Annotated in this window: 16 protein-coding genes; 4 read left to right on the top strand and 12 right to left on the bottom strand. The window is 55.9% G+C overall.

Features of this window, described 5'->3' with window-relative positions; all coding sequences use genetic code 11:
* Positions 1–28: 28 nt before the first annotated feature.
* From Y017_RS13680 to Y017_RS13655, 7 genes are all read right to left on the bottom strand, one after another.
* Positions 29–418, bottom strand: a complete 390-nt coding sequence (locus tag Y017_RS13680; RefSeq protein ID WP_035461505.1) for a DUF393 domain-containing protein — start codon at positions 416–418, stop codon at positions 29–31.
* Positions 415–1,338 (bottom strand): hypothetical protein, encoded by a 924-nt coding sequence (locus Y017_RS13675; RefSeq protein WP_011587448.1) that lies wholly within the window; start codon positions 1,336–1,338, stop codon positions 415–417. The genes Y017_RS13680 and Y017_RS13675 overlap by 4 nt, the downstream gene beginning before the upstream one ends.
* Positions 1,325–1,876 (bottom strand): hypothetical protein, encoded by a 552-nt coding sequence (locus Y017_RS13670; protein ID WP_035461503.1) that lies wholly within the window; start codon positions 1,874–1,876, stop codon positions 1,325–1,327. Before Y017_RS13670 ends, Y017_RS13675 begins: the two co-directional genes overlap by 14 nt.
* Before the next feature lie 41 nt (positions 1,877–1,917).
* Positions 1,918–2,088, bottom strand: a complete 171-nt coding sequence (locus tag Y017_RS15265; protein ID WP_155849272.1) for a hypothetical protein — start codon at positions 2,086–2,088, stop codon at positions 1,918–1,920.
* 187 nt (positions 2,089–2,275) lie between these two features.
* Positions 2,276–2,482, bottom strand: coding sequence for a cold-shock protein (locus Y017_RS13665; protein WP_007149147.1), 207 nt, complete (start codon positions 2,480–2,482; stop codon positions 2,276–2,278).
* Between the two features lie 554 nt (positions 2,483–3,036).
* Complete coding sequence (locus Y017_RS13660; protein ID WP_035461501.1) at positions 3,037–4,140, bottom strand: cellulase-like family protein; 1,104 nt, start codon at positions 4,138–4,140, stop codon at positions 3,037–3,039.
* A 302-nt stretch (positions 4,141–4,442) separates the two neighbouring features.
* Positions 4,443–5,306, bottom strand: coding sequence for a metal ABC transporter solute-binding protein, Zn/Mn family (locus Y017_RS13655; RefSeq protein ID WP_035461498.1), 864 nt, complete (start codon positions 5,304–5,306; stop codon positions 4,443–4,445).
* A gap of 238 nt (positions 5,307–5,544) precedes the next feature.
* On the opposite strand from Y017_RS13655, the gene znuC reads away from it, so the two are divergent.
* The 3 genes from znuC to Y017_RS13640 all read left to right on the top strand — a co-directional run bounded on the left by znuC (position 5,545) and on the right by Y017_RS13640 (position 8,580).
* Entirely contained in the window at positions 5,545–6,324 is a 780-nt protein-coding gene (gene znuC / locus Y017_RS13650) for a zinc ABC transporter ATP-binding protein ZnuC (protein WP_011587453.1), read from the top strand.
* Positions 6,317–7,099 carry a zinc ABC transporter permease subunit ZnuB gene (gene znuB, locus Y017_RS13645; protein WP_035461496.1) on the top strand — a complete coding sequence of 261 codons (783 nt, stop codon included), beginning with the start codon at positions 6,317–6,319 and terminating at the stop codon, positions 7,097–7,099. Before znuC ends, znuB begins: the two co-directional genes overlap by 8 nt.
* Before the next feature lie 191 nt (positions 7,100–7,290).
* On the top strand, positions 7,291–8,580 hold the full coding sequence (locus Y017_RS13640) for an MATE family efflux transporter (RefSeq protein ID WP_035461494.1): 1,290 nt from the start codon (positions 7,291–7,293) through the stop codon (positions 8,578–8,580).
* Here the strand turns inward: Y017_RS13640 and Y017_RS13635 are convergent.
* The 5 genes from Y017_RS13635 to rd all read right to left on the bottom strand — a co-directional run bounded on the left by Y017_RS13635 (position 8,537) and on the right by rd (position 12,606).
* Positions 8,537–9,640 carry a GGDEF domain-containing protein gene (locus Y017_RS13635; protein ID WP_051428783.1) on the bottom strand — a complete coding sequence of 368 codons (1,104 nt, stop codon included), beginning with the start codon at positions 9,638–9,640 and terminating at the stop codon, positions 8,537–8,539. The genes Y017_RS13640 and Y017_RS13635 overlap by 44 nt on opposite strands.
* A 211-nt stretch (positions 9,641–9,851) precedes the next feature.
* Positions 9,852–10,493 carry a hypothetical protein gene (locus Y017_RS13630; protein WP_035461492.1) on the bottom strand — a complete coding sequence of 214 codons (642 nt, stop codon included), beginning with the start codon at positions 10,491–10,493 and terminating at the stop codon, positions 9,852–9,854.
* A 211-nt stretch (positions 10,494–10,704) separates the two neighbouring features.
* Positions 10,705–11,082, bottom strand: coding sequence for a hypothetical protein (locus Y017_RS13625; protein ID WP_035461490.1), 378 nt, complete (start codon positions 11,080–11,082; stop codon positions 10,705–10,707).
* Between the two features lie 161 nt (positions 11,083–11,243).
* Positions 11,244–12,392: a rubredoxin--NAD(+) reductase gene (locus Y017_RS13620; RefSeq protein WP_035461488.1), complete on the bottom strand. Its 1,149-nt coding sequence runs from the start codon at positions 12,390–12,392 to the stop codon at positions 11,244–11,246.
* 49 nt (positions 12,393–12,441) lie between these two features.
* On the bottom strand, positions 12,442–12,606 hold the full coding sequence (gene rd / locus Y017_RS13615; RefSeq protein ID WP_011587460.1) for a rubredoxin: 165 nt from the start codon (positions 12,604–12,606) through the stop codon (positions 12,442–12,444).
* A gap of 236 nt (positions 12,607–12,842) precedes the next feature.
* Here rd and Y017_RS13610 point away from each other — a divergent pair, with 236 nt between their 5' ends.
* Complete coding sequence (locus Y017_RS13610) at positions 12,843–13,457, top strand: chorismate lyase (protein ID WP_011587461.1); 615 nt, start codon at positions 12,843–12,845, stop codon at positions 13,455–13,457.
* Positions 13,458–13,468 lie beyond the last annotated feature (11 nt).

Genomic DNA, 13,468 nt, shown 5'->3' with positions numbered 1-13,468 from the left:
GGTTTGGAGCGGGGTAAATGGGTAGAGGTTAGTGGGTATTTAGCGGCTTTTTCCCCATAAGAAACAGCAGTGTGTTGCGGCATATTTTAAGCACAGGATAAAGGCAACGAGACAGCTTGCGGGAGCGAAACACAAAAGCATTAATGCGATTAAATAGGCCGCTTGGGCTGCTGAGTAAGGCGATATGGTGCACCGCATCGGCGCCATGGAGATAGTGACCGTTGAGGAGTAATACCATGCCGTCATCCAAGGAAATGCCCTTTTCCTGCATATGGGCTACCCATTGCGGCGCTTGGCGGGCATCAATTAGATGTAATGGCCCAATCGTGTTACGGAAACGGATAAAGCGCACATAGTTACGGCAGGCGGGACATTCGCCATCGTAAACCAGATAGGTGTCGTTTGGATTGGGGGTCATGGGGAATAAACCAAGAGGCTCAGCCAAGGAAACTCGTAGATACAAAGTAACAGGAATAACCCCAAGTAGCCTAGCCTTAAGCCGGCCACGTCGTTAGGCACCAGACAATATCCCCAAATGATGATCAACCAGCCAAACCCGATGACCGGAGCTACTGCGTAAACAGGAATGATAAAAGCCATCAACAGCAGATGTTTGAAAATTTCACCGCGCCGGGAGAGTGGAAGCAGTAACATGACGGCAATGGCAATTTGGTCTACATAGTTGACCCAAGTAATCACCAACGCCAAGCGATGCAAGGCCTCAGAGCTGTGCAGTGTGGCGGTGGGTTGGTCGGCAAGTAAGGGGTCTAGTGCCCGTACATAAAGTTGGCGGTTTTCAGAGAAAATATCGCCATCCATCCCCGTTACCAGTGAGCCCAGAGCACTAAAGCGGCTATCTGTCATGAGAATAAACTCAAAGAAATCGCCACTTAGGTAATCCGGAGAGAGGGTTTTCTGTACCACGGCCATCATCATGGTGAAGAAAAGCAGATAACGAGCACAGCGCCTTAGAAAAGCGGGCCGATCAATCGTGTTGTCGAATGCTAGAAACAGACTGAATACCCAGTAACAAAGCAGGTATTTGTGGTTATCCGCGTGTGTCCAGTTCAACCATAAGGCTGCGGAGCTGAATAAAAAGACCACAAACCAGAAGGGGCCTTGTCGCAGTAGCGCTGGCCAGACCAGGTAACTGATGACCAACAGTTGGAAAGGGATGGCGAAATAGACATGGGGAAAGCCATGAAAAATCAGGATGCCCAGAGTTAAAGCCCCAACGACGGCAAGAAAATCCTGTTGCTCCCGGCCACACAACTTTTCCAATAGCGGCGACGTGAGGGTGGTGCTCAGTCGCCGGTTGATGGCGTCAGTGTTTAACACGGCAGCCCTCCGCGTTATTCCAGTAGGCGCTGCCCAGAGGGGTGCGGGTAAGGGCGCCGGTGGGCACGTCAAGCAAGGTTTTCCATGCCACCAGCTGCAAGCCTGTTACGGCTAGAGGCTGATGACTGCTGGTTTTGTCTCCGGAAAGGCCGGCGACAGCGTAGCTGCGCAGGGTTTGGTCATTCAGGGTAACGGTTCTCACGGTGCCACTAGGTAGCCACACTTTGTTGGCTGCATAGTGACAAAGGGATAGAAGGTTCTCTATCGTCGGCATGGCATTGAAATGAGCAAGTGGCCGACCTAAAGCTTGGCTGTTGGCAAGAAATTGTTGCTCTGGGGTTTCAAGCATAATCGAAACTACCCGGGTGCCGGGGGCGTCCTGGGTGGAGAACATGCCCATGCCTCCGCCTTTCCACTGGGACAGGTCGCTATAGGTTACGTGGTAGAAATGGTTGAAAAGAATCGCCAGAGAGCCCGCCACCAGTAAAAGGAAAAGGCGCGCTTCTGCATACTTTCTGCTAGAAAAAAACTGTTTCATTTTGGCGGGGATGGGCCGCCCAAGCGGGCGGCCCGGAGAGGTCAGCCGGCATTATCTAGCTCGGATTGCAGCTCAGATGTTTCTGATTCGGAACAGCTGGCCCAGATGCTGCTACATTCTGCGCGAGCTTCATCGACCAGAGGCACTTCAGACACAATTGCGGCGCCAGCAAAAATGGCCAGAGCCAGGGTGGCGTAGGTGAGTTTCTTCATCACAAGTTCCCTATCAGATAAGTGTTCAGGCGAATGCAATGATGATTATGGCGCTTGGTGTTAAGCCAGGGTATACCCCAAATGGGGCAATGTGGGTAAGGGTTATGCCATGAGATGCTTATGCGTTAGAGCAAATTAGACACAAAAAAGGCGCCACAAGGGCGCCTTTTTTAACTGGAACGATCGCTTACAGAGCGACGATGTTCTCAGCCTGTGGGCCTTTAGGGCCCTGGGTTACGGTGAACTCAACCGCTTGGCCTTCAGCCAGGGTTTTGAAACCGGAACCAGTGATGGCGCTGAAGTGAGCGAAAACGTCTGGGCCGTTTTCCTGCTCTAGGAAACCAAAACCTTTTGCTTCGTTGAACCACTTAACGGTGCCTTTAACTGTAGACATAACACTATTCCTGAAAAAATGAAGTTTCGCCTCAATGGCGTAAGTAGCTGAAAAACGGGGACTTGGACTTCGGAACTGCAGGACGAGTTATACAGAGAAAACAACGAAATGAAGTGCGTGATTCAAGTACGATCTTTTAGCTGGGAGTGAAGATACCCGGATTCCTCCTTCGTGTACAGCTAAATTGCATCTTAAAGATGCTTGGAGGGGTGATTTACGATGATTTTTCTATTCAGGCCGGTGATTCCGGTGCCCACACCACGACTTGCGCCCACTGTGCGAGTATCGGCGCTATGCTGGTTGGGCGGCCCAACAGAGGGGCAAACGGCGTTGATTTGATCGTGCTGTTCACAGAAGCTTCGTTTTCACCGCCACGCATTTTTAGTTCTTCTAAAATAAGGCTATGACTTCCTACGCGCCAAATATATTGGATGACCGCGTGTTTGGTCCCCAACAGCTTGATCAGGTTTCAATGGCAAACAGGCCCTAACGTTTCTGGCGCGACGCCAGTGGCTATTGTAAATCACCAGACCTTGGCACGATGTGGCTTGGGGCTATGAATGACCAGATAGAATAAGGTGATTCAGATGGGCGAGGTACTCTTCTTCCTGCCACAACCAGGGGTAATCTGGACACGCTAACGAGGTCGGGGTTAGCGTTTCCACCCCTTGGGTCAAGGCATTTACTACCATCATTTCGTGCAAGTCTGCCCAGCCGGTAGGCAGCTTGTGCAGATTCTGCGGCTGGCGCACGAAGCCTTCACTGATTACCGGTTGTAGCCGACGCAAGCGAGTAAAAGCCATGCGCCGTTGCAGCTGATCTTCCAGCCGCCGCTGCCAGTGCATACCGCCGGCATCCAGCAACAGCTGCTTCATAGGGTTGGCCAGTTTGCCTAGCATGCCGGAAGCCGGCAGGGCGTCGCCGCTGGCTAGTCGATAGCGTGGATCATTATCTAGCCACACACTGAAATCGAGGAAATCCAGTTCACTGGTGTCCAGTTGTCGAAACTGTTCGCTGAGCGCCACGGTGGTGCTCAGGCCGACGGGTACCGACGGAAACAAGGCATGCAACGCGCGGGGGACTTCGCGCAGGTAATCCTCCAGTCGCTCGCCGGCGGCAGCGGACCAGTGCGATGGCAACGAGCGCTCTGGCGAGCGCTTGAAAACCCGCCTGGCCACGCCGTGGGCATAGGGTAGGGAAGGAAACTGGTAGCAGAAATCAACCCCTGCTACATCGTGCAGATAGCCCCACTGCTCTATCAGCGAGAGGGTTTCGCTCCATACCCGGACATAATCTTCCGGGCGCCGCACAAAGGACCGGCGGGCGCGGCTGTCATTAATGAAACGGCTGCTGAACCAAACCTTCAGTCCCCGCTCGTGGGCCGATTGCAATACCTGCTGGAGCTGATGACGAATTTTTACCTCAGTCGCAGGCGCACCTTGGGGCATCAGTTCACAGCGATCCATATGGATGCCGTTTTCAGGGGTAGCGATCAAGTGGGGGCAGGGGTCCAACCGCAGGGTATTAAAGCCCCGTTGTTGAGTCTCATCGAACACACGCTCCAGCGAAGCAAAAGCACCATCGCGAATATCGCGCTGAAGCAGCCAGGATAAATCCCAGCAGGCGATCGCCAATGATTGTGTGTTGTTATGCGACATCCAGGCTTACCGTTTTTTAGATCAAGCGCATCAGCATACTCGTTTCGGAGGTTGCCTCAATGACTCAACTCTTTGTTACCCTCTATTGACCCGCCCTGACTTCCCGACACATGGCCAAAATGGCGCGTTACGAATTACCATTAAATAGTGCGGCTGGACCAGTAACACTATGATCGCAAACATTAAAATGGTACTAGCAGCATTCCTTCTGGCCTCAGGTCTGGCTTAGATTGCCCAACAATGCTCAGACACCGCACCGCCGGACAATGTTGCGCCACACGTCCCCTCGGTGAGCTGGAATCTCAGGTGTCTTTGGCGGCTTGTAAGCATTGAGCAAACCCACTACTCAATTCTGACAACCAGGGCAGGTACTTCTGTTGTAAGGAGTCGCGTCCTAACGGATCCAACGGCTGTACGTAACAGTCTGGGCACAGACGTTTGAGCAGGCCGGCCCGAGCTTCCGGTTCCTGAACCGCGCAACGCACTTGCTGGTCTCGCACCTGCCCCGCCAGGGTGACAAAACGACGGCTACCCGGCCCGGCCCCCAGTTGTTCTGATACCACCAACGGGTTGGCCAACCCAAGGCTTTCGGTTAGATAACCCCAAGGCTGGTGATAGCTCAGCCAGGGTACCTGCGCCAATGGCATCAACTGCTTTTTCTCGGCTTGTAACTGAGCCTTGGCCTCCTGCTGCCACAATTGGGGCTGGCCCGGCGTTAGCCCGTGCGGAAATTGCTGACCGACGGCGCCCGCCAGTAACACCATATTATCCACGGATAACCACAGGTGAGGGTCGGTGCTGGCAGCATGCCCCTCATGGTCATGGTCCTCATGGTGCTGATGCTCACCATTGCGTCGGTACACGCCTTCCAATTCCAGTAAGGCCACAGTCCGTCCTTTACGGCGCGCCACCAGAGGCGCCAGTGGAGCCTCCACGTCCGCGCCCAACCACACCACCAGATCCGCCTGCTGCACCGCCATCGCTTGGCGAGGGGATAATGCCAGCTGATGCGGATTCTGGTTGCCCTGCATTAAAGTAGTGACCGTAATCTTTTCACCATAGAGGCTGCGCAGTACCTTCGCCAACGGCTCCACGCTGGCTACCACGGTCTGACTCCAGGCGGGGGAGCCAAGGAATAACAAAAGGATTAACCAGAAATGACGCATGGGGTTCCTTGAATTGAAATGACGCAGCAGGAGCAACCTCCAAGTCGCAAGGTGCGGGATGGGCGTAGCTCCACTCGAATAACGACTCAGCCGCACCGACAACAGAAACCCTATCTGGCGGAGGCAGCCTGCATCGCCTATGGCGCACCTTGTCGTTTGCTGCGGTTAACTCGCCCTTCAGTGCAGGCGAAAGAGCGGCAGTATATCATTACGTTTTTGTACTTCGGGCCCTTTTCTTATGCCAGAACCTTTGGTCACTGTGCAGTCGGTGTCGGTTACGCTAGGAGGCAATGCTGTGCTGTCTGACGTCAGCCTGAGCCTGGCCCCCGGTCGCATCACTACGCTGATTGGCCCCAACGGCGCCGGTAAGAGCACGCTGGCGCGGCTTGTACTGGGGCTAGTGCAGCCAGACAGTAACCATGGCACGGTGATCCGCCGTAAAGGCCTGCGGGTGGGTTACATGCCCCAGCACATCAAGATCGACGACAGCCTGCCGCTCACAGTGGACCGTTTTTTGTGGTTGGCGGCACCGGGGCCTACGGCCTCCCGCCGGGCGGCCTTGGAGCGGGCCGGGGTGGCCCATCTGCGTCGGCGCGGGGTGCAGCAGCTGTCCGGCGGAGAAATGCAGCGGGTACTGCTGGCCCGCGCCTTGCTGCGCAAGCCGGATCTGTTGGTACTGGACGAGCCTGCCCAGGGCGTGGATGTGGCCGGGCAGAATGCTCTCTATGGCCTGCTCAAGACCGTTCGTGACGAGCTGGGCTGTGCCATCCTGTTGATTTCACACGATCTGCATCTGGTCATGGCGGCCACCGATGAAGTCATTTGCTTACAGCGCCACGTTTGCTGTTCCGGCAGCCCGGAGTCGGTAAGCCGGGACCCGGCCTACCACGAGTTGTTCGGCCCCGGTGCCGGTACACCTAACCTGGCGCTATACACCCACGATCATGATCACGACCATGATCTGCACGGCAATGCCACGCATTCCCACGATCACAACGGGCCCTGCAATCATGATTGAATTGTTACTGCCGCCATTACTGGCCGGGCTGGCCGTGGCATTGGTCTCCGGCCCCATGGGTGCCTTTGTAGTGTGGCGGCGCATGGCGTTTTTTGGCGACACCCTGGCCCACGGCGCGCTATTGGGCGCAGCGCTGGCGCTAGCGCTGGATATCAGCCTGTATGTGGCGGTGGTGGCGGTGTGCCTGGGGCTGGCTGCCGCCCTCAGCGGCCTGCAGCGGCAACGGCAACTGGCCGGAGACACCCTGCTTGGCATTGTCGCCCACACCACCCTGGCACTCGGGGTCATCGCCATTAGCCTGCAAACCGGCATCCAGGTGGATCTGTTCGCCTACTTGTTCGGGGATTTGCTCGCCGTAGGCTGGCAGGATGTGACCGGCCTGTGGGTAGGCGCCATGGTCATTCTGATGCTGATGCTGTGGCAGTGGCGGGCACTGCTCAGCATTACCGTCAACGAAGAACTGGCCCAGGTGGAAGGCATCGCAGTACAACGCACCCGGCTATTACTGATGTTGTTGCTGGCCCTGCTGATCGCCGGTGCCATCCGCACCGTGGGCGTGCTGCTGATTACCTCGTTGCTGGTGATTCCCGCCGCCAGCGCCCGCCGTCTGACCCATACGCCAGCACAGATGGCTGCGGTGGCCAGCGTGCTGGGCACCTTGTCGGTGCTGGTCGGGTTGGCGGTAAGTTGGTACGCCAACACGCCGGTGGGTCCATCCATCGTGGTGGCCGCCAGCAGCTTGTTTGTGCTGACGCTGTTGCGCAGGGGGTCATGACAAGCCTCTTTGGTAGGAGCACCTCTTAAGGTGCGAACCAGACCCTCGCCGAGCAATCGGATATCGGCCTGAACCTGTCGCACCCTGGCATGACTGATGGGCCTTCAGGTTGATGCCGTGCTGAGCAAGATTCATGCCCCTGAATGAGAATGCCTACAGCGGCGTAGTAGAAGGGTTTTTCCGGAGTTTGAATGAGTGTGACCCTCAACCAACGTATCTGGATGCTGGCCTGGCCGTTGTTATTGTCCAATTTGACCGCCCCGTTGCTGGGACTTATGGATACGGCGGTGGTAGGCCATCTGGCGCATCCTCGCTACCTGGCGGCGGTGGCGTTGGGCAGCAATTTCTTCATGTTCTTGTATTTTTCATTCAACTTCCTGCGCATGGGTACCACCGGCTTTGCTTCTCAAGCGCAGGGAGGCAAGCGGGACACCCGTGTGGTGTTACTGCGTGGCTTGCTGCTATCGACCCTGCTCGGGTTTGCCCTGATTCTGTTGTCACCGCTGCTGCGCGATGCGGGCCTGTGGCTACTGGGCGGCAGTGATGCGGTGCAGGGGCTGGCGCGGGATTACATCAACATCCGCATTCTCGGTGCTCCTGCCGCGCTGGCCAATTTTGCCCTTATTGGCTTTGCCATCGGCACCCACAACACCCGCGTGCCCTTAAAAATGACGGTGTTGATGCACAGTACCAATGCGTTGCTGGATATATTGCTGGTACAGGTCTGGAATCTGGATGTCCGTGGTGTGGCCATTGCGAGCGCCTGCGCAGAATATGTGGGCTTGGCCGGTGGTCTGTTCTGGCTGCGCGCTGCCCTGCGACCGCCCGCGCATAGGGAAACCGTGTGGCAGCCTGTGGCTATGTGGGCACTGATGGCCGTGAACCGGGATATTTTTATTCGTAGCTTGGCGCTGCTGACGTGTTTCTTTTTCTTCACCGCCCAAGGCGCACGGCTCGGCGATGCTACGCTAGCGGCCAATGCGGTACTGATTACCTTTCTACTAATCCTGAGTAACCTGCTGGACGGGTTTGCCAATGCTGCGGAAGCGTTGGTGGGGGAAGCTCAGGGCAGGCAGGATCACCAAGCCTTTGCAGACGCCGTGGCGGCTACCGGCCGCTGGACCATCGGCTGTGCGCTGGTGGGCCTGCTGGGGTTCTGCTTAGGCGGCGCACCGTTGATTGGTTTACTCACCGACCTGCAATCGATCCGTGACACGGCCATCGAGTATCTGCCTTGGGTATTATTGCTGCCCGTTACCGCTAGCGCCGGATTTTGGTTGGATGGGATCTTTGTCGGCGCCACCAGGGGTACCGCCATGCGCAACACCATGCTGGCGTCAGTGGGGGTCTTCTTTATGCTTTGGGTATGCTCCCGTGGCTGGGATAACCATGGCCTGTGGTTAACCATGAATGGCTTCATGGCAGCCCGGGGAGTATTCATGGCCTGGGTGTTATGGGGTCGACGTCGCCATCATGCATGATCTCAGCGTTTAGTTCACACCGGCTAGGTTTGTTCAAATACATGCGCTGGTCAGCAGAGTACAGCAATGCATCCACGTCTTCGAAATGATCCGGCCCCGTCTGCACCACGCCCATGCTAATACTGACCTCTGGCAATCGCTCCGCCAGCAGTCGTCGAGTCCGTTGGCAATAGGCAAGTTCCGCTTGCTCTTCAGTGCTGTTGGCCAACACTACGCAGAACTCATCGCCACCATAGCGCACACAAGTATCTTCACCTCGGGCGGTTTCTTTTAGCACCTTGCCAAGCTCAACAAGGACTCGATCACCATAGGCATGACCGCGCCGATCATTGATTTCTTTGAAGGCGTCCACGTCCACGAAAATCAGCGCTACTGGTTCTCTGCGGCGTTGAGCGGCCTTCACCGTTCGGTGCAGGACTTCGTTAAGGTAACGGCGGGTTGTCAGGCCGGTGAGGGCATCGATACGTAATTGGCCATTACGCATGGCAACCGTTTCTTCCAGTGCCCGCGCATATTCTTCGGTACGATCCTTTGCCGTTTCGATTTCCGACACTAAGCTTAAGATATATGTTTCAAACACCAAGGTGACGTCAAAGTAAATTAGCTTGTCCAGCGCCTTCAAGGCGCGGTCTCGCTCTGCACTGGCATCAATGGCTTCGGTAATGTTTTTTACCAGCAACCGGTGCAGCAAATGCACTGCGGAAAGGTAGAATTTTGGCTCAACGCCAATTCGCTTGTGCACCAAGCCAATTCGCAGGCGGTTGTTGGTGTATTCTAAGTCGTAGACGCCGGAAAATAGGTCCAGAATGTAATGACGCTGGGCGTTCACCAGTCGCTCTAAAGTATCGACATCCCCAATCAGCGCAGCAATATCCGGGTTGCTGGTTTGAATGCCATAGAATATCTCAACGATATCATCGAGGCGGCTCTCCACATGGGGTCGGCACTGTAGCAGCGCGTCCACATCATCATCATTGAAATCCAGCAGACGCTTTCGAGCATCGATATCCATCTCGGTGATTCGCATCTGCTCAAGCAGCGTTTTCATGGTTGAATGCATGCCGTCCCCTCTGGCCTCAACGGGCCTCCTGGCCCATGCAAACTTACTAGTACCCTTAATCATACCCTCGGCATGGTGATCGCCATAGCGTCAAGCGAGATAGAATCACGGTGGGGGACCAATGGTCAGAATCAGAATCGGAAGGTAGAGCTTGAGATAGAGTCAAAGCAAGGGGGGGCTAGGCCGGGCTCTGGCTCCCGGCTAGGCAAGATCATCTTTTCAGGGCGCCATCACGGTCAAGCTTACTTACCACGCTCTTGGCGTAGCCCTCGGCACCGCTTTTCAGACTGTAGGGACTCATGCTGCGAGATTGAGCTTGCCACACGGGCTTCGCCGTTTTGACGCTGTAAAGCTGGGTTTGCAGGTAATAGTCAGTGGCGCTCTGATAATAACCTGGCTGGTACAGCGCGCGATGGCTGTAGCTTACATAGGGGCCATAGCCAAGATACATGGGCGCCGAAGCCATAGGCAGGTAATCCACCGTGGGCGGCATGTATTCGTCACGCTCTTGGCTCTTTAATAGTGTCACCACCATGACCCCATCGGCGTCGCTATCTTTTACAGCCTGCTCAACCTTGCTTCGAAAATCCGCTGCCTGCCGGTTAGTTGCCGGCAACGTGGTGCTGCCTAAGGTGGTCTCCACCTTGCGCTTGGCCAGGCTCTTCTTTACTTGCTGTTCTACAGCAGCAGAGGCCACTGGGTTTTCTGACAGCACCAGCACATACAGGTGGGCAAAGCTCGGCCGTGGTTCGTCGGTTTTGGTTTGCCAGGTGGAATTGGTTTCGGTGGTGGTGGCGCAGGCCGCCAGCAATAGGAGCGAGCAGAATGCAAAAACACGTTGAGCCATCAACATATACCGTCCTTGAAGCAAATGGATTGGAGAGCGTTTGGCTACTGAGGCTCTCGGTTCAGGCCAGGGTCTTTGCCTGAGCGCGGCGGGTTGTGACGTTCCGCCTTTAGGGCCTGTGTCCTTTGGGTGCACGCGAGCTACAAGAGCTCCTTACGTGCGTAATCCAGCATGTAGCCTTAGGTTGCGCGCAAAGAGCAGAGTAAGGGGGCAGCGTTTACTTTTTGCCACCGGGCATGATGAATTTCATTAAAGTCATAAACCACATAAGCTGGCCCGGATCGCCTTCGATCTTGATATTACCGGCCTGCATGCCTTCCATGAACGCCATCTGGTTTTTGCCCGCTTCCTGCAAGGTGCGGAAGGCATAGCCTGCGTCTTTGAAATTTAGGGTTACCGTGGGCTTGCCGTGAATACCCGCCTTGGACACGACCTTGCCTGGCATGAAATGAAAACTGCGCGCCGGCTTGCCCGCGAAGGTGCGCCACTGCATCACCACATTGCGGTTCTCCAGCTGCTTTTGAAAGCCTGTGTTACGCCACGCCAACCAGCGTAACCGCCAACCAAGAACCAGCAATACCAGTGCAAATTTCATGAGAAATCCTTGTCTGTCAGGGGCAAGCGTCAAACTGCAATACGGAAATAGGCCATGCAAGCCAATGACTTCTATGGCTGTTCCATAGTGTAGCGCGGGGCAAGAGAATTCGTCTCGCTTACTTATCCCGCCCGCGCCCTGTCGCTAACAGCTTGTGGCTGTTACGGCATTATTGCCGGTAGTTCCTTGTTGAGCTTCATTTTCTCTTTGACCGCTTCACCGGTGAGCGCATAACCCAACAGGCTGCCATCCTTGCTACGGAACAGAGCCTGCACGGTATTACCCTCGGCTTCCACTTCCCAGGCGCCTTCGCTGCCTTCTGCAGCAGGGCATACCACTACTGGGCATGCCGGGGTTTTAATGGTTACCGGCATGACGCCGTAGCTGACTTCAGTGGTCTCACCCGCGAGGGTTTTTGCCAAGGCACGGGCAGACGCCATTAACGGTAGAACGTAGGGAAGCACATGGCCCTGCACCTCAGCGCAATCGCCCAGCGCATAGATATGCTCCGCGCTGGTACGCAGGCTCTTGTCGGTCAGGATGCCGCGATTGGTATCCAGCCCTGCTTCCTTGGCCAGGCTGATACGCGGGCGTAGACCGATAGCCGATAACACTACGTCGGACTCCAGTTGGCTACCATCGGACAATTCGGTCACCAACTGGCCGTTATCGCCATGATGTACCGCCTTGGCCAATGGGCCAAAGTGGAACTGCACGCCCAGATCCGCCAGCCCACGGCCCACCGCCTCTGAGGCTTGCTCAGGCAGTAGCAATGGTAGGCAACGGCCCATGGGCTCAACCAAAGATACCTTGAATCCGCCGTTGGATAAGTCGTTGGCGAATTCACAGCCGATCAGACCGCCGCCGAGGATGGTCACGGTCTTCTTGCCTTCCACGGCTGCTCGGAACTTACCGTAGTCCATTAGATCGTTGACGGAAAACACTTCGCCCACTGCATCGCCTTCCAGCGGCGGTGTCCAGGTGTCGGCACCCAGCGCCAGTACCAGTTTACTGTAGTCCAGGTGGTCATCGGGCAGCAGTACGCGCTTGTTAGCGGCATCAATGCCGGCTACATGCACGCCAGTGCGAACGTCAACATTAAGTTGCTCAGCCACTTTTTCCGGGGTGGCCATGCACAGGTCATCGGCGGTTTTCCCCTTGCTGAAGCCGGCAGACAACATAGGCTTGGAATAGTTACGACCGTCGTCTGCGGTGAGCATGACGATGGGGGTTTCTTTGTCCAGCTTGCGGAATTCCTTGACGGTGTTGAAACCGGCCAAGCCGGTGCCGACGATGACAATAGGATGCATGAGTAATCCTTAACAATTAATGGACAGGCGGAGTGACTGAGGTAGTGGTTTAAATTTCTACCATTTCAAAGTCGTCCTTGCCCACGCCGCAATCGGGGCAGACCCAATCTTCCGGCACGTTGTTCCAGGCGGTACCCGGCTCAATACCCTCATCGGGCAGACCTTCGGCTTCGTCATAGATGAAACCACACACTACACATTCCCACTTCTTCATTGTGAACCTCGTCAGGTAAAGTAAGCTCTTACTTACTGTGCTACATACAGGGCGTTCTCAGGGGGCGTTAACCTATCGGCGTAAGGCAAAAAAATCAATGCCAGCCGGCACCGTCTTACATAAGCTCAAGGTTGCTGTTCTCTGATTCCTGAAGCACTAGGGCGCCGCTTGCTCTACCGTAAGACATGGGCCATAGTCCTGCCGCCCGCGATAGTGCGCGATATCATGAGAGAGCCATGTTGCCTGCCGCCCTGCACCCCGATAGCCTTTGGCGCCCACTGGAACAGCTGGTACTGCCCCCGATTATTCGGGACTGGATGGCTGATCCAGACTCTCTGACACGGCGTCTCAAGCGCTACGGCCACTTCAGTGTGGTTCCCGGCCTACATGCTATTGCCTTGCCTCGAGCCGATGAACGGAGGCTGTTATCGCTGCCGGTAAGGCGCGCTGCATTGATCCGTGAAGTGACACTGCACCTGGATGATACCCCGGTGGTTGCTGCCCGCAGTGTGCTGCCGCTCACTAGCCTTGCCGGTGCAAACCGCTCCCTGGGGCACATGGGTAGCCGCTCCCTTGGCCTTGAACTGTATAACCGCCCGATCTGCCAGCGGGATCAGGTGTGGGCCCGACTCGCTTCGACTGACCAACATCATTCGCTATGCTGGGGTCGCCAATCGCGCTTTATCAAACGCGGCGCGCCCCTGCTGGTGGCGGAGTATTTTCTGCCCGCGCTGTGGGAGAAGCTGCACGTCGCACGTTGTGTGCAAGCGTCGTGGCTACACGACAAAGCTTATCTCTATGCATCTATTAGGGGAGAGCCAACGGACGCGGTGCGGTTGTCGCGTTTTTAATTGGTTATCCT

It is taken from the genome of Alcanivorax sp. 97CO-5, assembly GCF_000524665.1.
In the GTDB taxonomy this organism is placed as follows: domain Bacteria; phylum Pseudomonadota; class Gammaproteobacteria; order Pseudomonadales; family Alcanivoracaceae; genus Alcanivorax; species Alcanivorax borkumensis.
The sequence above is the reverse complement of the archived record's forward strand: the minus strand, read 5'-3'. Positions and strand labels throughout refer to the sequence as shown.